The sequence below is a fragment of the Priestia sp. YIM B13491 genome, assembly GCF_042787605.1.
GTDB lineage: Bacteria > Bacillota > Bacilli > Bacillales > Bacillaceae_H > Priestia > Priestia megaterium_E.
Window position 1 is genome coordinate 34,540 of sequence record NZ_JBHZOR010000002.1, and the last position, 23,779, is coordinate 58,318.

Annotated in this window: 24 protein-coding genes; 6 read left to right on the plus strand and 18 right to left on the minus strand. The window is 38.0% G+C overall.

Annotation, left to right across the window (positions count from 1 at the left end):
* Positions 1 to 24: 24 nt before the first annotated feature.
* The 3 genes from cls to ACFX4E_RS06370 all read right to left on the minus strand — a co-directional run bounded on the left by cls (position 25) and on the right by ACFX4E_RS06370 (position 2,898).
* Positions 25 to 1,527 (minus strand): cardiolipin synthase, encoded by a 1,503-nt coding sequence (gene cls, locus ACFX4E_RS06360; RefSeq protein WP_060746028.1) that lies wholly within the window; start codon positions 1,525 to 1,527, stop codon positions 25 to 27.
* 262 nt (positions 1,528 to 1,789) lie between these two features.
* A complete protein-coding gene (locus ACFX4E_RS06365) occupies positions 1,790 to 2,344 on the minus strand; it encodes a hypothetical protein (protein WP_098332317.1) in 555 nt (184 codons plus the stop codon).
* A 158-nt stretch (positions 2,345 to 2,502) separates the two neighbouring features.
* Entirely contained in the window at positions 2,503 to 2,898 is a 396-nt protein-coding gene (locus ACFX4E_RS06370; protein WP_377238897.1) for a ribosomal maturation YjgA family protein, read from the minus strand.
* Between the two features lie 223 nt (positions 2,899 to 3,121).
* Here ACFX4E_RS06370 and desA point away from each other — a divergent pair, with 223 nt between their 5' ends.
* From desA to ACFX4E_RS06385, 3 genes are all read left to right on the plus strand, one after another.
* Positions 3,122 to 4,165 (plus strand): Delta(5) desaturase DesA, encoded by a 1,044-nt coding sequence (gene desA, locus ACFX4E_RS06375; protein WP_013082402.1) that lies wholly within the window; start codon positions 3,122 to 3,124, stop codon positions 4,163 to 4,165.
* 117 nt (positions 4,166 to 4,282) lie between these two features.
* Positions 4,283 to 5,425 (plus strand): sensor histidine kinase, encoded by a 1,143-nt coding sequence (locus tag ACFX4E_RS06380; RefSeq protein WP_028408034.1) that lies wholly within the window; start codon positions 4,283 to 4,285, stop codon positions 5,423 to 5,425.
* On the plus strand, positions 5,422 to 6,024 hold the full coding sequence (locus ACFX4E_RS06385) for a response regulator transcription factor (RefSeq protein WP_013056197.1): 603 nt from the start codon (positions 5,422 to 5,424) through the stop codon (positions 6,022 to 6,024). The genes ACFX4E_RS06380 and ACFX4E_RS06385 overlap by 4 nt, the downstream gene beginning before the upstream one ends.
* A 33-nt stretch (positions 6,025 to 6,057) precedes the next feature.
* Here the strand turns inward: ACFX4E_RS06385 and ACFX4E_RS06390 are convergent, their stop codons facing one another.
* From ACFX4E_RS06390 to ACFX4E_RS06400, 3 genes are all read right to left on the minus strand, one after another.
* Positions 6,058 to 6,582 (minus strand): cupin domain-containing protein, encoded by a 525-nt coding sequence (locus tag ACFX4E_RS06390; RefSeq protein ID WP_013056196.1) that lies wholly within the window; start codon positions 6,580 to 6,582, stop codon positions 6,058 to 6,060.
* 126 nt (positions 6,583 to 6,708) lie between these two features.
* A complete protein-coding gene (locus ACFX4E_RS06395; protein ID WP_060746030.1) occupies positions 6,709 to 6,891 on the minus strand; it encodes a hypothetical protein in 183 nt (60 codons plus the stop codon).
* Positions 6,892 to 6,920: 29 nt separating this feature from the next.
* Positions 6,921 to 7,238, minus strand: coding sequence for a hypothetical protein (locus tag ACFX4E_RS06400; RefSeq protein ID WP_013056195.1), 318 nt, complete (start codon positions 7,236 to 7,238; stop codon positions 6,921 to 6,923).
* Positions 7,239 to 7,732: 494 nt separating this feature from the next.
* Here ACFX4E_RS06400 and ACFX4E_RS06405 point away from each other — a divergent pair, with 494 nt between their 5' ends.
* Both ACFX4E_RS06405 and ACFX4E_RS06410 read left to right on the plus strand, forming a co-directional pair.
* Complete coding sequence (locus ACFX4E_RS06405) at positions 7,733 to 8,284, plus strand: TVP38/TMEM64 family protein (protein ID WP_377238899.1); 552 nt, start codon at positions 7,733 to 7,735, stop codon at positions 8,282 to 8,284.
* 88 nt (positions 8,285 to 8,372) lie between these two features.
* Complete coding sequence (locus ACFX4E_RS06410; protein ID WP_153253493.1) at positions 8,373 to 8,675, plus strand: transposase; 303 nt, start codon at positions 8,373 to 8,375, stop codon at positions 8,673 to 8,675.
* Between the two features lie 15 nt (positions 8,676 to 8,690).
* Here ACFX4E_RS06410 and ACFX4E_RS06415 read toward each other — a convergent pair whose 3' ends face one another.
* From ACFX4E_RS06415 to ACFX4E_RS06470, 12 genes are all read right to left on the minus strand, one after another.
* Positions 8,691 to 11,459, minus strand: coding sequence for a bifunctional diguanylate cyclase/phosphodiesterase (locus ACFX4E_RS06415; protein WP_377238900.1), 2,769 nt, complete (start codon positions 11,457 to 11,459; stop codon positions 8,691 to 8,693).
* 86 nt (positions 11,460 to 11,545) lie between these two features.
* A complete protein-coding gene (locus ACFX4E_RS06420) occupies positions 11,546 to 12,073 on the minus strand; it encodes a GNAT family N-acetyltransferase (protein WP_028408023.1) in 528 nt (175 codons plus the stop codon).
* Between the two features lie 109 nt (positions 12,074 to 12,182).
* On the minus strand, positions 12,183 to 12,734 hold the full coding sequence (locus ACFX4E_RS06425) for a hypothetical protein (RefSeq protein ID WP_013056190.1): 552 nt from the start codon (positions 12,732 to 12,734) through the stop codon (positions 12,183 to 12,185).
* Between the two features lie 341 nt (positions 12,735 to 13,075).
* Positions 13,076 to 13,837: a serine hydrolase gene (locus ACFX4E_RS06430; protein WP_377257857.1), complete on the minus strand. Its 762-nt coding sequence runs from the start codon at positions 13,835 to 13,837 to the stop codon at positions 13,076 to 13,078.
* 14 nt (positions 13,838 to 13,851) lie between these two features.
* Complete coding sequence (locus ACFX4E_RS06435) at positions 13,852 to 14,859, minus strand: ABC transporter ATP-binding protein (protein ID WP_098333568.1); 1,008 nt, start codon at positions 14,857 to 14,859, stop codon at positions 13,852 to 13,854.
* A gap of 12 nt (positions 14,860 to 14,871) precedes the next feature.
* Positions 14,872 to 15,777: a C40 family peptidase gene (locus ACFX4E_RS06440; RefSeq protein ID WP_028408020.1), complete on the minus strand. Its 906-nt coding sequence runs from the start codon at positions 15,775 to 15,777 to the stop codon at positions 14,872 to 14,874.
* A gap of 31 nt (positions 15,778 to 15,808) precedes the next feature.
* A complete protein-coding gene (locus tag ACFX4E_RS06445; protein ID WP_377237752.1) occupies positions 15,809 to 16,753 on the minus strand; it encodes a S66 peptidase family protein in 945 nt (314 codons plus the stop codon).
* 88 nt (positions 16,754 to 16,841) lie between these two features.
* On the minus strand, positions 16,842 to 18,485 hold the full coding sequence (locus ACFX4E_RS06450; protein ID WP_098248325.1) for a peptide ABC transporter substrate-binding protein: 1,644 nt from the start codon (positions 18,483 to 18,485) through the stop codon (positions 16,842 to 16,844).
* A 23-nt stretch (positions 18,486 to 18,508) separates the two neighbouring features.
* Positions 18,509 to 19,507, minus strand: a complete 999-nt coding sequence (locus ACFX4E_RS06455) for an ABC transporter ATP-binding protein (RefSeq protein ID WP_028408017.1) — start codon at positions 19,505 to 19,507, stop codon at positions 18,509 to 18,511.
* A gap of 4 nt (positions 19,508 to 19,511) precedes the next feature.
* The gene (locus ACFX4E_RS06460; protein ID WP_028408016.1) at positions 19,512 to 20,450 is read right to left on the minus strand and encodes an ABC transporter permease; all 939 of its coding nucleotides are present in this window, start codon (positions 20,448 to 20,450) and stop codon (positions 19,512 to 19,514) included.
* A gap of 1 nt (position 20,451) precedes the next feature.
* A complete protein-coding gene (locus ACFX4E_RS06465; RefSeq protein WP_028408015.1) occupies positions 20,452 to 21,381 on the minus strand; it encodes an ABC transporter permease in 930 nt (309 codons plus the stop codon).
* A gap of 14 nt (positions 21,382 to 21,395) precedes the next feature.
* Positions 21,396 to 22,220, minus strand: coding sequence for a M55 family metallopeptidase (locus tag ACFX4E_RS06470; protein WP_377237749.1), 825 nt, complete (start codon positions 22,218 to 22,220; stop codon positions 21,396 to 21,398).
* Positions 22,221 to 22,472: 252 nt separating this feature from the next.
* Between ACFX4E_RS06470 and ACFX4E_RS06475 the strand changes: the two genes are divergently transcribed.
* Positions 22,473 to 23,768: a purine/pyrimidine permease gene (locus tag ACFX4E_RS06475; protein WP_034275595.1), complete on the plus strand. Its 1,296-nt coding sequence runs from the start codon at positions 22,473 to 22,475 to the stop codon at positions 23,766 to 23,768.
* Positions 23,769 to 23,779: the final 11 nt, after the last annotated feature.

Sequence of the window (23,779 nt, forward strand, 5' to 3'; positions counted from 1 at the left end):
TGCTTTTTGAAAACAAACTTTATTTTATAAAACACCTGAAAATAAGCGTGCAAATGACTCTTTCGAACGTTCTACTAAGCTTCGCTTGTAAAATGCTACTGGTTTGATCAAATGACTGTCTTCAATATCTTCTTCGTAATTTTTGATGAGCGTTTGAATCGTCTCTCCTTCAATTAAAAATGCATTAACTTCAAAGTTCAGATGAAAACTTCTCATATCCATATTTGCAGTACCGACCGAAGCCATATCTCCGTCTATAATCACAATTTTTTGATGCAAAAACCCTTTTTTATACGAATATACTTCAATTCCACATCGAAGAAGTTCAGCAAAATATGACCTCGTTCCATATTGAGTCAGAAAGCCATCATTAATTTCTGGTACCATAATTCGTACCTCTACGCCTTTTCTAGCTGCAATACGAAGGGCGGTTCTTATGGCTTCATTTGGAACAAAATAAGGGGTTGAAATCCAGATTGATTTCGTCGCGCTTGTAATCATAGTATAGTAATAATCACTCATATTTTCCTGCGTATCCGGCCCCGTCGCCACCACTTGCACAAAGCCTTCTCCTTCGACAGGATGAGGCTTTGTATATGCTTCATTGTTAATTAAGCATTCTCCAGAAACGTATTCCCAATCGAACATAAAGATCGAATGCAAGGTTTGAACAGATTCTCCTTTTAGCATCAGATGAGTATCTCTCCAAAAACCAATTTTTTTGTTTTTTCCTAGATACTCATCCCCAACATTCAATCCCCCTACAAAACCTACTTCCCCGTCAATTACGACTATTTTACGGTGGTTTCGAAAGTTAAATTTTTGGTTGAAAAATCCATACTTAATAGGTAAGAAAGGATGCACTTTAATATTCGCTTTTTTCATTCGTTTAATATCTGAACCCGATAGTGTAAAACTTCCCATTGTGTCGAATGTAAAGCGCACTTCTATACCTTCGCTTGCTTTTTTTATTAGAATATCAATGATTTCTTTTCCTAGAGAATCCGAGTGAAACATATAGTATTCCATATGAATAAACTGTTTTGCTGATTGCAAATGCTTTTTGATTTCATTAAACGTTTCTTGCCCGTTCTTAAGGACGTAGGTTTTTGTATGAACATTCATCTTCGTCAAAGATACACATTGAAGATACTGAGCAAAGTAACGCTGATGAGATTGAAGCGGCGATAGATCAGGCGTCGTTTCTTTGTCTGCCATCTTTCTAAGCATCTCTCGGTTATGCATACGCTTTTTTTTGAACATATGCCCCTTTAAATAGAGCTGTCCTGAATACAAATAAAAGAAAAAGCCTGCAACAGGAAAGAAAAAGAGGACATACATCCAAACCAACGTACTTTCAGGCGTTCGATTTTCAAGCATAAGTGAATACATACAAATGAAAATGATCACACCATATAATCCAACTAAGGCATACTTCCAATGAACATCAATAGAGGTAAAAAAGAAAGCATAAATTGAAAGTAAAATAATAAATAAAAAAATAAAGTCCAACCGGCGTTTTTTCATAAAAGCTCTCCTAAAAACAAACTGTATTGTATCACTTGTCTATCTTTCATATGAGGTAGTATATGGAATACACAGAATTCTTATCATGCATGCTACATAAAATGTACATATATTTGCACAAAAAGCAGTTTAGCCGCTTAAGCAACTAAACTGAACTACCTCAGACAAGCATCATTCATATACCTATACCCTGGATGGTAAAACAAAAAACCTCCTTGCGGGGAGGTTTTTTCGCTGATTTTTCACACATGAAGATGCCTTTTTATGAGTTGGTATAACCGGACTCTTTTTCTTTTTTAGGCCAAACGAAATTAGAAAGAGATAATAAGAAATCAATTCCTACAATAACTGTCCAAAATTCCACTACATTTTGCAGCACGTTGGTTTTTCCATTTGGTACTATATACATCATCGCCGCTAAAAGAGTTGCTCCAATGGCGTAAGCAACAAGATGCTGTATCCATGACTTAAAATAATGCTTTGCATATTCTTTTCCATAGCGTCTACGAGGTTTTTCTCCGTTTTTCATCACATAATATTGAAAGCGTTCGTCTGCCCATTGAATCATACTTTTTCCAAAAGCGATCGAAATTCCAATATACACGGCTGCAATAGCGTGAGCATACGTCGCTGTAGCACCTCCGTAAAGGTCTACGCTCGTCACAATCAGAAGAAAAAAATCAACAACAGGTGTTAGAGCTAAAATAAAAAAACTGAGCTTTTGTTTTTTAAACATATACCTTGTTGCTAATCCTAAAACGATGACTATCCAAAAAGCGATTTCACATGCAATAATCATCCAGGCTATTAAGTTCAAATAATCCCCTCTCTTCCTCTCGTTCAACGAATAAACAATTGGTTTTAAGTAAAAAATTTTTATGCATAAGTTTATTTTTATGTATATACATCCTGCTTCATAACCTTACGGCTTATTCCATCCTCAGCTGAGTTCTAAGATTCGTTGAACCGTATTTGCTAGACGGATCTTTTAAATCGATATCTACAATATTCCCAGCTCATTCCTACTCCGACTCCAATCGAATAAGCCAGTATATCGCTCCATAAGAAGCCATACCCCAGAATGAGCGCTCCTAGCGCAGTCTTTCTTATGTCATCAATCCACGGAGCGTGATACAGCTGTGTAAATTCAATAAAGTAACAAAACACTATAGCAAACATACCAATCATTTTTGTCTTCCATGCAGGAAACAAAAAACCCGCGCTGACAAAAATCATTAAGGCCCATAACGAATCTCCCGCATATATATTTACGATGTGAGGAAGATACGCGGTAAGTTTTCTTGATAAAAGGCCTGCTCCCATGATCACAAAAGCTAGAAGAAGATATACCCATCTATTTCTTTTATTCATTTCAAACTCCTTTTTTCTTCTTAAATACTCCGTAGCACTAAGCCTTCACTGTATAATTTTATCAGAACCGCAGACTGTTAAATACCGCTTTTTTTCATTTTTTACAGCTTCCCCCTACGTATATATGACAAGTGTCATAGTTTCTATATGACACGTATGTCTTAAATAGTCAGAAAAATCTCTTTATACTGAGGGTAATATACGGTGATGAAAGGAATTTCATATGACTATACAAAAACAAAAGAATTTACGAAAACAAGTTGCACCTTTTGAAAAAGCAGTAATGAAAGACAGCATAAGACAATTGATTAATACTTTTTTACCTTTTTTCACACTGTGGTTTCTCGCTTATGAGAGCCTTTCAATTTCTTATTTTTTAGCATTTCCGCTAACTGTTATCGCAGCAGGATTTTTAGTAAGAATATTCATTATTTTTCATGACTGTTGTCACTACTCTTTCTTTAAAAGTAGACAACACAATAAAATTCTCGGAACCATTACCGGTGTCTTAACGATGTTCCCTTACAGTCAATGGGGACATAGCCATGCAATTCACCATGCAACAAGCAGCAACTTAGATAAAAGAGGTACGGGTGACATTTGGGTCTTAACCGTAACAGAATATAAAGAAGCTTCTATTTGGAAAAAAATTGCTTACCGTATCTATCGTAACCCGTTCATTATGTTCGGCGTGGGACCTATATATGTATTTTTGATTACAAACCGATTCAATCAAAAAAATGCGAAGAAACAAGAAAGAATGAATACGTATCTTACAAATGTATTGATCGTTGCATTAGCAGCAGCGACCTGCTGGTTGGTAGGTTGGCAGGCATTCTTATTAATTCAAGGACCGATTTTCTTCATTTCAGGTTCCATTGGAATTTGGCTGTTTTATGTACAGCATCAGTTTGAAGATTCCTATTTTGAAGAAGATGAGCACTGGGATTATGTAAAAGCAGCCGTTGAAGGAAGTTCATTTTACAAGCTTCCAAAACTATTGCAATGGCTAACAGGCAATATTGGGTTTCACCATGTACATCATTTAAGCCCAAGAGTGCCCAACTATAAGCTTGAAGCTGTTCATCAACACACACAGCCTCTTCAAAATGTACCAACCATTACACTCGCAACAAGTCTTCGCTCTCTTCGGTTCCGTCTATGGGATGAAGAAAACAAAATGTTTGTGAGCTTTAAAGAAATAAAAACACGCTCAGCTGCACCAAAAGCAAGCAGAATTTCATCTCAAACAAAAGCAGAACTTTAATAAAACAAAACAGTCAAGCTTTCAGAAGCTTGACTGTTTTATCTATCTCTCTAAACTTATTTCGTTCTACTTTGTGGTAAACTAATAGTGTATTTTAACAAGTAAACGAGGTTCTTTATGAAAAAATATACGTTTTTCCAAAAAATCACTGGGCTATCTCCGTACATATGGACGGTATTTGTCATTCTACCATTTTATTTTATTTTACAGTCTTCATCCATGAATCACATTATTGTTGGTTCGTTACTCACCATCTTATTTTTTATTTTCTATCGTTTTGCGTTTGTTTCAACAGGCAAGTCCGTTTACGTATGGACAGCTTTGTTAATCGTTATTTCCTTAGCCCTGACAACTATTTTTAATTATATTTACTTTGCCTTTTACTTTGCTTTTTTTATCGCTTATTTTATTGGAAATATCCAAAAACGACTCGCTTTCTTCACTTTGTATGCTGTTCATTTAATTAGCACCGTTATTTCGGTAAACTTTAACGTTGTTATGCAAGAAGAGATCTTTTTAAAACAGCTGCCTTTCATTTTTGTAATTTCCATCAGTGTGATTGTACTGCCATTCAGCATTTATAATCGAAAGAAGCGAGACCGGCTGGAAGAACAGCTTGAAGATGCAAACAAACGTATTTCTGAGCTTGTAAAACAGGAAGAACGCCAGCGGATAGCTCGCGATCTGCACGATACGTTAGGACAAAAGCTGTCTCTTATCGGTCTAAAAAGTGATTTAGCAAGAAAACTTATTACAAAAGATCCTGAAAAAGCAAAATCAGAATTAAAAGATGTCCAGCAAACAGCGCGCACGGCTCTTAATGAAGTGAGAAACATGGTTTCTCAAATGCGTGGAATCCGCCTTAGTGAAGAACTAAAACGCGTTCAAGAGCTTTTAGAAGCTGCCGAAATTAAGTTTGTAGGAGAAGAGGCCATTTCATTAGAGAATGTGTCGTTGCTAATTGAAAATATTCTTAGCATGTGCTTAAAAGAAGCCGTAACCAATGTGGTCAAACATAGTCAAGCCACCGTTTGCACGATTACTTTACATCAGTCTGCAAAAGAAGTAGGCATAAGGGTAGAAGACAATGGAGTTGGTATTAATACGAAGAAAACCTGCTGGAAAGGAAACGGTCTTTTAGGAATGAAAGAACGGCTGGAGTTTGTAAACGGCCATCTTGATATCTCCAGTCAAGGGGGGACGATTATTCATATTACAGTTCCAAACATCGTTAAACATATTAAGGAGGAACAATTATGATTCGAATTGTTATTGCCGAAGATCAGCAAATGATGTTAGGGGCTTTAGGCTCTTTGTTAAATTTAGAAGATGACATGGAAGTTGTCGGAAAAGCTTCAAATGGGGAACAAGCGGTATCACTTGCTAAGCAGCACCAGCCAGATATATGCGTAATGGATATCGAGATGCCTCTTAAAACTGGGCTTGAAGCTGCAGAGGAACTGAAAGATTTAAACTGCAAAGTCATCATTTTGACAACGTTCGCTCGCTCCGGCTATTTTCAAAGAGCTTTGAAAGCCGGCGTAAGCGGATACTTGCTAAAAGATAGTCCGAGTGAAGAACTCGCAAATTCCATTCGAAGCGTGATGGCAGGCAGACGCCTCTACGCTCCAGAGTTAGTGGATGACTTATATAGTGAATCTACTAGTCCTCTTACAGCTAGAGAGAAAGAAGTATTAGCTCTAGTAGCTGATGGAAAAAACACAAAAGAAATTGCTGACGAACTATCTATTAAGACTGGAACGGTGCGCAATTATATTTCTACCATTCTGGACAAACTCGAAGTAAAGAACCGCATTGAAGCCATTACTCGCTTTAAGGAAAAAGGCTGGTTCAAATAAAAAAAGCATGCATCAAACCGAGATGCATGCTTTTTAATCATTTGGCAATTTATCGTACCCTAATTTGTCGATGATCACAACATGCTCAGGGAATTCATCAAGCAGCTGCTGTTTTGTGAATAATTCAAAGTCACGGAAATCAAAACCTGGTGCGACCATGCATCCAACGAGAGAAAATGTATTCTCATTTGCCACAGAGGAACCAAAAATCGTATCTCTTGGAACTAAAAATTGAGGAACTTCTCCATTTTCTAAGTTTGTACCTAGTTTTACTTCTTGATAGGTTCCGTCGCGGTAAATAATATGAATGGTTAAAGGGCTTCCCCCATGATAGTACCATAGTTCATCTGATTGCAGCCGGTGGAAATGCGATACATCTTGAGATCTTAATAAAAAGTAAATACTCGTGTATAGAAATCGTTTATCATCAAACTGCGATGACACTTCTTTATCAGAAATTTCATCATTGGAGCGATAGGTTTGTTTATAAAACCCTCCTTCTGGATGAGGCTGAAGCTCGAGCTTTGAAATCCAATATTCCCACTTATGTAAATCCATTACGTTCCTTCCCTTCTTTTTCTTTTATCATTAACTACATCATAGTAAATCATTCTTTCTAACACAACAAACGGCTTCATTATTCCATCAGGAAAAATGAAGCCGCTTACCACCCGTATCTTATCATTACATCCTACCCTTTCTGTTAGCAGGGCTATATCTATACCTGCTAGAATGGCAGCGATGAAATAAATATGTCATATACAAATCTAACTGAAATCGATCTCCCTCAATGAAACATTGAAACGGCTGTTCTTTGCCTTGAACATTTTTTGCAGATGAACGCTGCTTAAACGGGACAATATTCATCTCTTTTCCCCCTCAGACAGATGTACTTTTTAGTGTAAATGCTGATGACAAACGTAATATTTTTTGATAAAAGTGAGGGCTGCCTGTGCATCTTGAATGCCAAGCTTTTTACAAACGCCAGCTAACATGAGCAGTTTGTACATAACCAGCTTTTGATTATTTGTTGCCAGTACGTAATAAACAATCGTATTAGCAACTGCCCGCGGTAATCTTATTTTTTTCAACTCATATAGCGCAGCAGACGAAGACATGCCTGCTTCAGTTAAAATCTGCTCAGTTGTGTACGTCTCCAAATAGCGAGCAAGCTTTCTTTCTTTATCGTTAAATATACCTTTAGAATCGTTCATTTTCTCTCCCTCTATTATTTTAATAATCCATTAAATGCTGCATTAATTAGCCATAATGCGATAGCTCCCCCTGATAAATAAGTGCTGAGATAGAATAATAATTCCATATACCTCCCTCCCATTTCTATCTTACCCCTTCATTTTTCTAGCTGCAGTGATATTCATCACAGGTAAAAAATGTATTGTTGAGCTACTGAATAGCTCCGCAAAAGAGCTCGTGAGAAAGATCTCACGAGCTGCTTAGTTAGCATTTTTATTTTCGGATAAAGCGTTTAAAAATCATAATAATTAATAATATAACTACAATAACAAGCAAAAATTTCAACATGAGTTGTCCATCCCTTCAAATCAGTGAGTCATCTTTCATTAGTAAGTAGTTACCCTGTTTCGTTTTTTATAAACTGCCTACCTACTTATTTCATGCCAAAAATTATATAATAGTAGAAAATCATCTAAAATAGCCCTACAGGTAAAACATAAATAGGAGTATAACCATGACTGACTATCTTCAAACATTTCTGCTTGAACATTTAGAAGCAGCTGGGTTTATCAGCATTCTTTTGAACATTCTTATTAGCATTACGGGCGTATTTCCAAGCGCACCCCTTACGTTCGTAAACGTAAAGTTATTTGGTTTTTGGAACGGATTTTTACTTTCTTTTATTGGAGAAGTTTTAGGTGCAGCTCTCTCTTTTTGGCTGTATCGAAAAGGGTTCCGTACACTTGTTCATACCAAAACACCTTCTCACTCCAAGTGGCTAAAGCTGCTGCGCGTACAAGGGAAAGAAAGTTTTATATTGATTCTTTCTTTGCGATTACTGCCCTTTGTTCCATCAGGCCTCGTTGCATTCTTCAGCGCTGTAGGAAAAGGCTCCTTTGCGGTATTCATTTCTGCTAGCGCACTTGGAAAAATTCCAGCGCTTTTTATTGAAGTTTATTCCGTTTATCATATTACGCAAGGATCTATGCAAGGCAAAATCATTTTAGTGGCTTTATCTATTATTTTACTTTTTTATATAAGTAAAAAATGGAAGAAAAAAGCTTAACGGATTATAAAAAGGGAAGACTATCTAAAAATAAGCAAAAACATTATCTTATGTAACTGTAATAAGCTAACGTATTGGAGATGGTCCATTGATTTTCCTGCTGGTTTCTGGAAGTATTATTGTTCCTATTATCATGCTCTTTTTCTCACTCAAATGGAAAGGAGCAGAGCTAGTTTTTAATACGCTAGCCCTTCTTTCAGCGCTAGTATTTGGAAATATAGCTGCTGCTTCTATCTATCGTATCTTAAAAAACCATACTGTTTTTATGACGAGCATCCATGCAATCTTTTTAAATTCAGCTTTTTTATTAACCGGTGCATACCTTGGAATCTATGTATTGTATAGACTGTTAGCTCTGACCTTAAATGTAAAAAGCCGTTCTTTTAAATAAGAACGGCTTTTTACATTAATGAACAAATTCCATTTTTTCTTCGATTTTATGAAATTTCTCATAAAATTCCTCCGCTGAAATCGGTTTGGAAAAATAGTATCCCTGCACTTCATCACATTTTTCTTTATGAAGAAGTTCTACTTGTTCAACTTCTTCTACACCTTCTGCTACGACGGATAGCTGCAAACTTTTGGCTAGTGTAATAATGGCTCTGACAATCGATACTTCCGTTGTATTAGGATCTAAATCTTTAATAAAAGACCGGTCAATTTTCAGCGTATGAATAGGTAGCTTCTGAATATAGCTGAACGAGGAGTATCCTGAGCCAAAATCATCAATCGATATAAATACTCCTGCATCTTTTAAGATTTGTAGCTTTTCGATTGTTTGCTCAACATGCTTCATCGTTACACTTTCTGTAATTTCAAGTTCTAAATATCGTGGTTCTAACTCTACTTCACGCAAGACACCTAACACATAATCAACAAAATCAGTTGTACCAAAATCCACGCTTGATATGTTCACACTCATTTTTAAGGGAGGAAGTCCTTGAAGCTGCCAATACTTATTTTGATGGCACGCTTTTTTTAATACCCATTTCGTCAGTGTAACAATAACCCCTGTTTCTTCAGCAATCGGAATAAATTCTGCGGGAGAAATGACGCCCATCTCGGCATGAGTCCACCGGATTAAAGCCTCCACTCCAACAATATGGCCACTTTGAATATTGACTTTCGGCTGATAGTGAAGCTCCATTTCGCCCAGCTCAAAAGCCTTGCGTAACCCATCTTCAATTCTCATTCGTCGCGTAGTATGAACCTGCATTTCTTTTTGATAAAACAGATAATGATTACGCCCTTGTTTTTTGACTTCATACATCGCTAAATCAGCATGGCGAACGAGCACTTCAAGTGAATTTCCATCTTTAGGAAACAAACTAACTCCGATACTTACCCCTAAATAAACATCTCTCGATAGCACTACAAAAGGAGTGGATAAGCAGTCATTTAATGATTGACAGATTTTTTCCACTTCTTCATCCGTCCTCTCATGCAGTAAAATTAAAAACTCATCTCCTCCAAAACGCGAAAGCACATCTTGGTTTCTTAGGCAGCTCTTCATTCGATCAACAACCTGAAGCATAAGCTGATCTCCAGCATGATGACCAAGCGTGTCATTTACCTGTTTGAAACGATCGAGATCTAAAAATAAGAAATGAAGTTTTTTTCCTGAATCAGCTGCTGAATCAATGGATTTCTCTACAATGCTTGAAAACATACTTCGATTTGGTAAATCTGTTAGCATATCGTGAAAAGCCATATATTGAAGCGATTCTTGAGCTTTTTTCTGTTCCGTTACATCTCTAGTTACTGTCTGAAAAAGCGTCTCTCCATTAATTTGAATGAGCGTAGATTTTACTTCTAAGAAGAGTTCCTTACCTAACGCATTAAACATTTTCAACTGAGCTAATGGAGATCTTGGCTCATCTTTTCTATCCTTTACTGCCTTCAATCCTTTTTTAATATCAGGAACTTGTTCAGATGAAAAGAAATCATATAACGATTTACCAACGAGCTGGTCTTCCGTTACTCCTAAAAGCTGAATCATAGCATCATTCACAGACACGACCTCTTCTTCTCGATGGACCATAATGGCCAATGGAGAGGAGTAAAACAAGTTTTCATAGCGATTTTTTGCTTCAATCAACGTTTTTTCCGCTTCGCGCTCTTGCGTCATATTGCGGATATACAGCATATACTCAACCGTCTCTTCAATCGCTACCGCCATCACCGTTATCTCAACCGTAACTTCTCTATTACTTATCAAAAGGGAGTGCTCAGTTCGTCCATCTTGTAGAGAAGAAAATTCATAGAAGGGGAGCAGCTTAACAACATTACTCCCGATTACATCTGATGCTTTAAGAGAGAAAAGCGTTTCCGCTGCATAATTGAGCGATAAAACATGTCTTTTTTCATCGATCACCAAAATAGCATCCAGGGCGGATTCAAAAAAAGCCCATTTTAAAACTTCTTGTTTTTGTACGCGTCGATCCATAAAAATGGTTAAAAACACAGCCGTAAATAGGCAGACAATAAAAAAAACAATAACGACGGATAAATATATTGGATTTAAGGCAAAACCGTTTGAGTGTTCAGACATTGACATTCCTGAAAAAGAAGCTGCCTGCATGCCCGTATAGTGCATACCTGCAATAGCAATGCCCATAATAGTAGAACAAATAACCTTAGCAAAAACGGTAAGCTTGCCTTCATTTAGCTTTGAATAAAAACCAAGCCACAAAGCTGTATTAGAAGCAGCAACAGCAATAAGAATAGAGAGAAAAACGATAAATGGATCATATGAAATCATAATTGGCTCCATAGCCATCATGCCCAAATAGTGCATAAAAACAATTCCAGCTCCCATAAAGCTCCCTGCAATGATAAGTGCTTTTATACTTTTCTTTTGTTTGTGAATGAGGTAGAGGCCTATATAACATCCCGTTATCGCTCCCAAGATTGAGAGAAGAACAAACCATAAATTATATGAAACATCTACGGGCAAGTGAAAAGCAAGCATGGCGATAAAATGCATTGACCAAATGCCTATTCCCAATGTAAATGCCCCGCTGATTAACCAAAACTGAATAAATTTTGCCCGGGAAATTTTCACACGATTAGCTAACCCAAAAGAAGCGTACGCCGCAGTAATAGCGATAAGGAAAGAGAGTGTAACGAGTAACTCATTGTACGTCCCTTCTAGTAAATGTGTATGATGATTCATTCATGACCTTCCTTCAATTCGTTCTTTTCTTTGTTATCGGTTAAGGCCTAAAAATATTTACTATTTCAAAAGAACTTATGCTTGATTTACTTCTTACCTTTTGAACGTCCTGACAATATCGCGCTCACTTTTTCCTTGTTGACGGTGTATAAACAAGTGCAATCATCTGACTCATACGCCTCTTCTAGTTGAAACGAAAATTTTTTTAAAAGAGTAATTGAATCTTTATTATTAGGATCAACTTTTGCTTCAATTTCTTGTATATGAAACTCTTCAAAAGCTTTTTCTAGCAAAAGGCAGAGCGCTTCTGTCATGAGACCTTTTTTCCAAAAAGGTCTGCCTAAATCATACCCAATCTCTGCTTGCTTTTTAACATAATCAATACGGTTTAGACCGCAGGTTCCAATGATTTCATCGGAAGTCTTTAATCGAATAGCATAGCGTGTTGCTTTGCCTTCTTTCGTCAAACTCTGGAGAAGTGCAATCATGCTTTCCGCTTGATAAAGCGTCGTAAAGGGCTCAATATTCATATATCTAGTAACCTCTTCATCCGACCAATATGCAAAAACTTTAGAAGCATCTTTTTTTTGAAGAGGAGATAAATATACCCTCATCTATGTTCTCCCTCCCTTTGGTGAATGATGGAGCAAGACATTTTCATCTGCGCCTCTTTCACATTTTAAAAAATCTCACATGGTGCACGGAACATGTGAGATTTGACATTTAACTATTTTTTGATTGTGCATCACGCAGCTGCGTATATAAACGATTAATTGCTACAGTCATTGACTGTTCATAGGAATGATGATCATAATAAACCGCTATGTTTTTTAACATTTCATACGTTTGATGATCAAGCTGCACCTCAAGCGTAATTTTTTCGTCAATTGTTGCTGTTTGCAAATGGTGAGGCAAGTCCTCTTTTGTAGACACTTGCTCTGCAATATGGATTGCTTCTTCTACTGTTTCAATTCGGCCGTACTGATGCACCCATCTTCTGCCCATTTCAATTGTATCTTTTACAAACTGACGATTGGTAATGGTATCTTTAATATTAAATTGATGATCTGCCACATATACAGATTGATACAAGATTACACTGATCACTTCGTCTTTTAAATTTAATTTTCTCAGCTCATCAATTAAATCCGCTATATATTTAGGTAATGGACTAAATGTCCCTCGCACTTCCTTAATTAAATCCATGGCAATGGATTCAGTTGAATTGCGTTTAAATGCTTTTATAATATCTATCATTACATGTTCGTTTGCCATACATACACCACCATTTATGAATCGAATAATTTCATGCTTCTTGCTGCTTTGCATAGACATTCACTATTCGTTTAAAATATATACTATTATTCTATTATATAAAAAATATGAATAAGTTGGTATAGGATGAATGATTTATCATTATTTTTTCATAAAATTTTATGAAAAAGAACATGTTTATCTATTACTAGCATAAATCCAGCACAGCAAATAACGGTCTCGCCAAAATCTGAGAAGACAAGCATTTATTATTAGTAAATGTGAGTTTTTCTTTGATAGAAGACATTAAATAAAAGAGACCAAACCAATCCCGCTTATTGAAGTATATGGTCAAAAGATTTTTAGATGTTAGATGACAGAAGGTATCCAATATCAGCAATTAATCTCCTTCCCTGTTCATTGTCACTTAGTCCATCTATCAAAACAACAGCATAATACGTTTCGTTACCTCGCATGAGAATAGCACTATCATGTTCTGCTCCCTGTAGTTCTCCAGTCTTATTCGCACCTTGAAACGCTGACCCTATACGTGCTGGAAGCTTATGCTGAAACTGCTGTATTTTTAACATTCTCATTATTTTTTCGCGACTGGATTTTTGCAAAAGGTTTCCTTCATATATTTCCCTTAGACACTTTACTACGTCAGAGGCACACGTATAATTATCAATCCCTTTTTCAACAGCGATTTCGTCCATCATATAGCGGTTTAAAACGGTTTTCTTTAATCCTAGATTTTTAGCACATTCGTTAATTTTTTCAAATCCTACTAAAGAAATGAGCTCATTTGTAGCTGTGTTGTCAGAAACAACTATCATAAGGGTAAGCAGCTCCTCCACTTTAATATATGTTAACCGCGGAAGAGCTCTAAGTACGCCTGCTCCGCCAACCGTGTTTTTTTCCGTTCTTTGAATGACAGATGTCAAAGCCAAGATGCCCGCATCAATTTGACGAAACGCTTCTATTGCAAGCAGCAGCTTGATTGTACTTGCTGCTCGTTGTTGGATAAAAGAATTAATCTGTATGGATTCTTTTCCTTCAATATGAATACGTATAAGTCCATTATTACTCCGCTTCCATGTAGTAACTGCATCTTCGATTTTCATTCTCGCTCTTTCCATCATTTTGTCGCAGCTGTTTCCATATAGTTGTTACTCATTATCTTTTGATTGTATAAGTGACAGGCTACAAAGTGATTGTCTTCAACTTCCTGCCACTCCGGCTTTTGAGTCTTACAGGCTGCTACTGCAAGAGGACAGCGCGTATTAAACACGCAGCCAGAGGGCGGGTTAATTGGACTCGGTAATTCTCCTTTAAGAACAATCCGCTTCCGATTATCCTCAACGTCAGGATCAGGGATAGGAATAGCTGACAGTAGAGCTTGAGTGTAAGGGTGAAGCGGTTTTTGATACAGCTCCGAACTTGTTGTTAATTCTACTAAATGTCCTAAATACATAACTCCAATACGATTGCTTATATGCTTTACCATCGATAAGTCATGTGCAATAAATAAATAAGTTAACCCTTTTTCTTTTTGGAGTTTTTTTAATAAATTAACTACTTGAGCCTGTACAGACACATCTAAAGCAGAAATAGGTTCGTCTGCAATAATGCATTCTGGATTTAGTGCTAAAGCTCTCGCAATCCCTATACGCTGGCGCTGCCCGCCGCTGAATTCATGAGGATAGCGATTGGCATGATCACGGTTTAGCCCGACATCTTCTAGCAGCTCATACACGCGGTTCAGCATCTCTTTTTTATTCGAATAAAGTCCGTGAACCTCCATTGGTTCTGAGATAATCTCCTTCACGGTAGAACGAGGGTTTAGTGAAGCATATGGATCTTGAAAAATCATTTGCATATTACGATGAAAAGCAAATTTTTCTTTCTCTGATAGCTCATGCACGTTTTTCCCTTTATAAAGCACCTCTCCTGATGTACGGTTATACAACCCAATGATTGTTCGTCCGGCAGTTGATTTTCCGCAGCCGGATTCACCAACAAGTCCAAAGGTTTCTCCTTTTGAAATATGAAAAGACACGCCGTCTACTGCTTTCAAAACCTGCTTATTCGTAATCGAAAAATATTTGCTCAGCTGCTTTACTTCTAACAAATGCTTCGTTGCCATAACTGCCACCTCCTAATAATAGCGCCGGGCTGCGCACAGCTCTTCTTCATAAAGCGTTCCTTTTAATTCAATCAGTTCAACGGTTTTACCTGTTTTAGGTGAATGAAGCATTTTTCCTTTACCATAATAAATACCAACATGGTGGATAGACCCTTCACCTTTTTCATGAGCAAAAAACAGCAAATCTCCAGGTTGAATAGAGGCTAACCCTACTTCTTTTCCTTGCCTTGCTTGATCGGTTGCATCTCTTGGAATAAGATATCCGTTTGCTTTATGAGTAGCATAGGCAAACCCTGAACAATCATATCCCCAGGCACTCATGCCGCCCCATAAATATGGAAGATTCAAAAACTGTTCTCCTGCTGCAATAATCATATCGCCAGTTCCTTTTACTTTACGGTTTCTATCCTCCATTACAACAGCATCTTGACGTTTTATTCTCCCCCTGCCAACCGGCGTTTGAACTTCTAGCCATTCTTTATCTTCTTTTAAAAGAGGCAGCTGCGTTTGATAACTAATTTGCAAGGCTTCTTCCGCTAGGTGCAGGGTCGCAATCGTTGCTGATACCACTGCCGTTGGTTTATTCAATGGAAAATATTCAGCTTGAGAAATCAGTTGGTGGAAAGGAACCCAACCGGGATATCCTCTTTCATCTTTAGAAGAAAACTGAGAAGGAATAACGATTTTTGCCCATTTACCTTTGATTTCTGTTACATATACTTCTTCTCCTAGTAACAGCTGCGTTTGAACTAAATTTTTCTCACAAAGGTCCAACCGGCGTGTATACGTTAATTGTTCTAACCATTTATCCAGTTTTACTGGGACACTTGTTGCATTGTCATCTATTTCTCTGCTAGAGTCATAGGAAGTCCAAACAGTCGCCACAGCTACGCAAACGTAATACGTTTTTTTATCCACCACTTATTTATCCTCCTCTCAGGTTTAACCTTCAGCGTTCGATTTTATCTTTTGGTAATGCGATACCTGATTCAAACTCCACGGTTCGTTGATGAGTAGACATCGTGGCATAACTTCCAATCGCCACAGCTGTTTGAGAAGAACAATGTCCGATGCGAAACCCTTTCATAACAGGCTTTTTTAAAGAAGTCAGGTAACTTGTTAATGCCATTTCTAATGAAAGCGACTCCGTACGTTTTTTAGGATAGCAGTTATGAAAATCTCCGATAATAATTCCTGCTGCATCCTGCAGTTTATTGGCCATATACAGCTGTGTCATCATGCGGTCAATTTCATACGGTTCTTCATCAATATCTTCAATAAATAAAATTCGATTTTTTGTATCTAGTTCAAATGGTGTGCCCAGCGTGCTTACCAGCAAAGTAAGATTTCCTCCTATCAGCTGACCAGTTGCTTCTCCTTCACAAATAGTGTCGAGCATACTAATTTGATCCGTATAGCACAAAGAACGGTGAGAAAACAATTGATAAAAAGCTTGCTTCGTCTCTATATGAACATCTTCTTTTCCGAGATCCGACGAAAGCATTGGCCCGTGAAAGGTAACCAAACCTGTGCGCTGATGAATAGCCGTATGTAAAAACGTAATATCACTATACCCCCAAAAAATCTTTGGATTTCGTTTAATTAAATCGTAGTTTAGTTGCGAGGCAAGCCTAGCAGTCCCGTACCCTCCGCATGCACAAATAATTGCCTTTACTTGCTTATTAGCAAACATCGCATGTATATCCGCTGCCCGCTGTTCATCAGTCCCTGCCAAGTACCCGTTTTTTTTATATAAATGCGCGCCTGTTACTACGTTTAACCCTATTTCCTTTAAATATTCTATTCCTTTTTTTAGATTGTGCTGATTAGGCGGACTAGCAGGTGCAATAACAGCTACTGTATCACCTTTTTGTAATCGTTGTGGTTTTATCATTTGTTACACTCCTTTTGGGTAAAGAAATGAAGAAAGTGAAACTTGGGTCAGAAGGGAATTGAAATCCCCTCTGACAAAAAGTTCCACTTTATTGTTTATCTGCCCACTTCAAATCTAAATAGCCAACAGGATGACGAACAATTCCAGATACGTTATCTTTGATTAAAAACACATAGTTGTAGAAATGGATAGGAATGATCGGCATCTCATCAAATAAAATACCTTCTGCTTTATACATAAGCTCAAAACGTTTTTTATTATCCGTTTCGTTCATAGCTTGTTTAATTAACTCATCATATTCTTTATTGCTCCAAGCTGTACGGTTCATTGAATGACCCGTCTGGAAGCTTTCTAAAAAGTTAATTGGATCTGCATAATCAGCTAAAAATGAACTTCGTGACAGCTGAAACTTTAACGCTTTTTGTTCTTCTTGGAAAACATTCCACTCCATATTGGCAAGCTTCACATCTACGCCTAGATTTTCTTTGAACATTTGCTGCAGTGCTTCTGCTATTTTTTTATGCGTATCGTCTGTACTGTATGTTAGCGTAATAGCTGGCAGCTTTTTATATCCTTCTTCTTTCATTCCTTTTTTCAGAAGTGCTTTTGCTTCTTTGCCATCTGTTTTTAATAAGTCGCCGCCCGTTTTCCGGAAATCCTTTTCATCTGCATCTTTAAATCCGTAAGACACGAACCCGCGAGCTGGCTTTTCTTTATTCTTTGTAACAAAATTAACAATTTGATCTTGATCTACAGCCATCGCAAATGCTTTACGGATATTTTTGTTTTGAAAGGGCTCTTTATTTAAGTTAAAGCGATAGAAGTAAGTTCCCGCTTGGTCTTCGATATGAACATCTCCATCTTTCAGCAGCTTTTCACTTAAATCCGATGGAATTTCAGAAACATCTAGTTCTCCATTTTGATACATTTGATATTCTGTGTTTGTATTTTCAACAATTGCCCATTTTACCTTGTCGAGCTTTACATTTTCAGCATCCCAGTACTGATCGTTTCTTTCCATGACTAGATTACTGTTATGCTTCCATTGAGTTAATTTGAAGGGACCATTAGCAACAAACGAATCTGCTTCTGCAAACCATTTCGGATTTTTTGTTGCTACTTTTTCATTAATTGGGAAGAACGCTGGATTGGAAACTACGCTTAAGAAATAGGCTTGAGGGCTTTTAAGCGTAACTTCAAAGGTTTTGTCATCTAGCGCTTTTACCCCTACTTGATCAGCACTGCCTTTACCCGTATTAAATTCTTCTCCACCTTGGATGAAATAACCTAAAAATGCCGCTGGTGAACCCGTCTTAGGATCTAACAGCCTCTTCCAAGCAAATACGAAATCACTTGCTTTCACGTCATCTCCATTTGACCATTTAGCATTTTTTCGTAAATGAAACGTATAGACCTTTTTGTCATCAGAGATATCCCATTTCTCGGCCATTGCTCCTTCAGGCTCATCGCTTTTTCCTAAACGAGTCAGCCCTTCCATTAAGTTATTAAGCATATTCCATGAATATGAATCAAATCCAATAGGTGGATCAAAAGACGTAGGTTCTGCGCCATTATTCATATAAAGGACCTTACCCTCATCTTTTGCTGTACTGCTCTTCTTTTCTGGCTCCGCGCCGGAATCTTTTGTGGCCGTACAGGCAGCAAGTGCAAATATAAGTACACACATCATTAGTAAAGACCCTATTTTTTTCATCATTTCCCCCTCTTTCATAAGTTCTCTATTCATCTATAAATCTAGCTTATAGTTGTTACAAATTTTTGGGCTCTCTCATCTTGAAGCCAGCAGTGCACTTGGTGACTTTCTTTCAGCTTTGTCGATACAGGATACATGCGATCACACACTTCCATTACGTAAGGACAGCGAGGTGCGAACGAACATCCGGATGGAGGTGCAAATAAATCGGGAGGCGATCCTGCAATAGGCACAAGCTCACTTTCGTATAAATCTAACCGAGGAACTGAACGCAGCAATCCTTTTGTATACGGATGCTGCGGCGTATAAAAGATATCTCTTCTTGTTCCAATTTCTACAATTTTTCCTGCATACATTACGGCCACTCGGTCAGCTACCTGAGCCACTACCCCTAAATCATGGGTAATTAAAACAATGGAGACATCCGTTTTCTGCTGAATATCCTTAAACAATTCTAAAATCTGCGCTTGTATCGTGACGTCAAGAGCTGTGGTAGGTTCATCAGCAATTAGCACTTCGGGATTGCACACAAGAGCCATTGCAATGACAATACGCTGTCTCATTCCCCCGCTAAATTCATGAGGATATTGCTTTAAGCGTTCTTTAGGATTTGGGATTCCGACTAGCTCCAGCATTTCAAATGCTTTTTCTTTGGCTTTTTCTTTCGAGATGTTTTCATGTTGCATAATATTTTCTGAAATTTGCTCACCTACGCGAAGAGTTGGATTAAGCGCAGTCATAGGATCCTGAAAAATCATCGAAATATCAGCGCCTCGAATGTCTCGCATTTTCTTTTCTGGTAGTTTCGTTAAATCCTGGCCTTTAAATAAAATAGATCCGCTTGTGATCCTGCCCGGAGGTGTCGGAATTAACCTCATAATACTTTGAGATGTTACGCTTTTTCCGCACCCTGACTCTCCGACAATCGCTAGTGTTTCTCCTTTATGTAAATCAAAACTAACGCCTCTTACAGCTTGAACTCGCCCTCCGTAAGTTGAAAACTGTACGTGTAAGTTTTTGATTTGGATCATTTTTTCCATTTGCTTACCTCCTTAATTTCGGATCAAGTGCATCTTGCAGTCCGTCTCCAAGGACATTAAAAGCAAACATGGTTAGAGAAATAAAAAACGCAGGGAAAAATAAACGCCACCAATAGCCTGATAGAATCGTTGATAAACCATCGTTTGCCATTACTCCCCAGCTGGCATAAGGAGCCTGTACACCCAGCCCTAAAAAGCTTAAAAAAGCTTCAGCAAAAATGGCAGTTGGCACGGTTAGTGTCATTTGAACGATAATCGGTCCCATCGTATTTGGAAGCAGGTTTCGCTTAATGATACGACTAGTTTTTGTTCCAAAGGTTTTGGATGCAAGCACGTATTCATAGTTTTTTATTTGCAATACTTGCCCCCGTACAATTCTCGCCATCCCAATCCAACCTGTAACGGAAAGTGCCACAATAATCGTAGAAAGCCCAGGGCCCATCACTACCATTAGTAAAATCACCACTAATAAATAAGGAAGACCGTATAAAATTTCAATTACGCGCATCATGGCATTATCTGTTTTTCCGCCTTTGTAGCCGGAGAATCCCCCGTAAATGACACCGATGATAAAATCAATAAGCGCTGCCATCAGCCCTACAAATAAAGAAATTCTAGCCCCGTACCATGTCCGAGTGTACATATCTCTTCCTAAGTCATCCGTTCCAAACCAATGACTAGCTGAAGGAGGAAGGTTTTGCTCTGTAAAAGAAGCTTTCGTTACACTGTAGGGTGAAAACATAGGGCCGAATATAGCCATCACAACGAGAATGACTAAAAAAAAGAGGCCCAGCATGGCTAACTTGTTTTTTACAAGCCTGCGCCAAGCATCATGCCAATAAGAAAGACTCGGCCTTACAACTGCTTCAGCTTCAGATTTCTTTTTTTTCTTTGGCACAAACCACTCATCAGGAATTTGCTTATACTCCTGTTTTTCCAGCACATTATCCCTCCTTCTTGTACAGTTTGATTCGTGGATCAAGTATTCCGTAAGCAATGTCTACCAAAAAAAGCATAATGATGAGAATCGAACTGTAAAAGACCGTCGTGCCCATAATTACCGGGTAGTCTCTCGTATTAATACTGTCCACAAAATATTTTCCCATGCCAGGAATAGCAAAGATTTGTTCAATAACAAATGTGCCGGTTAATACGCTGGCTGCAATCGTTCCAAGAACTGTTATAACGGGCATTAAAGCATTTCTAAGCGCATGCTTAAATACAATTTTTACTGGCGAAAGCCCTTTTGCACGCGCTGTTCGAATATAATCTTGAGTTAGTACTTCTATCATGCTGGAACGAGTCAAACGTGCAATAATAGCCATAGGACCTGTGGCAAGAGCTAGAGTCGGAAGAATCATATGTAAAGGGCTCGTCCACGTAGCGGCAGGTAAAATTTTCAAATTAACAGAAAGCTGTTGAATTAACAACGTGGCCATAACAAAATTTGGAACCGACAATCCGATAACTGCTATGCTCATCGCCATGTAATCAATTATTCCATTCCTTCTAAGAGCAGCAATAATGCCTAGTGTAATACCGGAAATCACCGCAAGAATTAACGTCACTATTCCAAGTTCAAATGACACAGGAAATCCTCTTCCTAAAAGGTCGTTAACCGTTTGAGAGGGCTGTTTAATGGAAGGACCAAAGTCAAAGGTAACAATGGATTTTAAATAAAGAATATATTGCACAGCTAGCGGCTCATCTAAGTGATAGAATGATTCCAGGTTTTTTTGAACTGCATCGCTTGTCGCTCGTTCTTCATTAAATGGAGATCCAGGAATCGAATGCATTAAAAAGAAGGTTAAGGTCACAATTACCCACAGCGTGACAAGCATGGATAAAAATCGTTTCAAAATATAACTTTTCACCTTTATCCCACCTTCTAACAGAATGTTGTGCGTGTAGCTAATTCAGTCATCACAAGCATGGCCTGATAAGCTTCTAAAATATCTTTTGCTTGAAACCGAACGGTCGTCGTTCCAGGCTCGATTTCTGTTCCCGGCATTAAATGCGCCCACTCTGCTTGACCGTAATTTGCAAATTCTATTCGTAAGGTTGGATGTTTAGGTGGAATTAAAGGTTTAACAAGGTGTTTGTGTTGAATAGCTGCGGCTGTTTTTTCTTGAAGTAATTGTTCTGCTTTCTTAGGGGTTAATGTTTTGGCTGCAGAACGTGAAATGGCCTGTTTGACGATAGCAGTCGTTACGTTTGGAATAAGCTGCTGTGCTTCCAGCGCCGTTTGGTCATCGCCGGCTACCATTAAAACTGGCACGCCGTAATAGCCTGCGACGTATGCGTTGAAGCCTAACTCTCCAATATTCGTATCGTCTATGTACATATTGCGGGCACCAAATATCATCGAATGAGACATGACACCAGGCATGGATGCTTTAGCATGATACCCTAGAAACATAGCACCATCAAAAGTCTGATCTAATCCCTGTACCATTGAATATGGTTTTACACTTCCTGAAATAAGCTGAGTTTCTGGATGAAGCCGTTCAACAAGGAGATTATTCATACTCGAATGGCTGTCATTTACCACAACTTCTGAGCACTGTTTTTTAAATCCTGCATAAATTACTGCATTTGCTTCATCCGTCATTATTTTGCGGCTTCTTTCATAATCTTCTTTCTGTCGCAGAACATTTGTGTGATCGACGAGTCCCGTAATTCCTTCCATATCAACCGACAGATATAGTTTCATTTGTCTTATTCCTCCTCCTTCCTTGACTGTTAGTCAGTTCATTATAAATTATTCTTATGTTTATAATTTATAATTGTAAGAAAATTATAAATTATCTTTCTTCTTTTTACAACAATATATTGAATTTTTTGACACCTTACTCATCTTCCTTTTAACAAGATATCGCTTACAAATTGGAAATCCCATGGTAAAATAATAGAGCAGCCTGTTGGTTCATTCAGCCGCTCGTCGGCATTAATTGAGGTGTTAAGAATGTTTCGAGTTTCCATTGCTTCACTACAATGGTTTTTATTTATGATTTCTAATAGTATGATTGTTCCTATTGTAATTGCTTCTCAGTTTCATTTAAACGCAGCGGATTCTATTCAATTTTTACAGCGAACGTTATTTATTTTAGCTTTATCCGGGCTCTTGCAGGTATTTATAGGGCATAAATACCCAATCATGGAAGGGCCAGCTGGCGTTTGGTGGGGCGTCTTTTCTCTGTATGCGAGTCTTGGAACCGTTCTGTTTGGTTCTCACTCTGAAACGCTCCGCGTGCTGCAGTTTACCCTCCTTATAAGCGGGATAGTTGCTATTTTGATGAGCCTGCTTGGTCTCATTGATAAACTAGCAAAATACTTTACCCCGACAGTTACCGGTACATATTTAATTTTATTAGTGACGCAGCTCAGCGGTTCCTTTTTAAAAGGAATGTTTGGCATTACAGAAACGAATTCAGCTATTAAACTTCCAATTGCGCTGGCTTCAGCTGCGATTTTGCTGCTGACTTTTTATTTATTATCGCACCGGACGTTAAATAAGCTCAGCATTATTATTAGTATTGGTGTAGGCTGGGGAGTATTTGCAATGCTAGGATTAGCTAAACCTATCGAGTTTCAGGCGCAGTTATTTTACATACCTAAAGTGTTCGTATTTGGAGCTCCTCGCGTTGAATGGAATATGGTTGTTACTGCTTTTTTTGTGACGCTCATTTTAATTACAAACATGCTCGCTTCTATTCGTGTTGTTGAGTCTGTTTATAAACAAAAAGGAGAAAAAATTGAAAAAGACAATATTAAGCGTTCCGGGATGGTTTCGGGTATAAGTCAGCTGCTTGGAGGATTGTTTTCAGGTGTCGGTGCCGTTCCTATTTCAGGTTCCGGTGGATTTATTTCAGCTACAAATCTTTATAGCCGAGTTCCTTTCATTGTAGCATCGTGTCTTTTGCTTTTTCTGAGTATCTTTACTCCTTTAACGTCCATTATGTCCGCTCTTCCTCCTGCCGTCGGATACGCGGCAATTTTTCCTGTTTTTACAGGTATGATGGCTCTTGGAATTGGAGAATTCAAGCATGCCAAACAGCCCGAAAAAGCAATGAAAAAAGCTGGTATTGCGTTGCTGTCGGGGATAGGGGTTATGTTTTTGCCTTCTCAAGCTTTTTCAACACTGCCTCCTTTAGTTACTACGTTTTTAAGCAACGGATTAGTTCTTGGTACCATTATCATTCTTGCACTGGAAATTTCCGAATCCATTTCTTTGAACAGACAAGGTGCAAAAGAGGGATAAAAAAAGAAGCT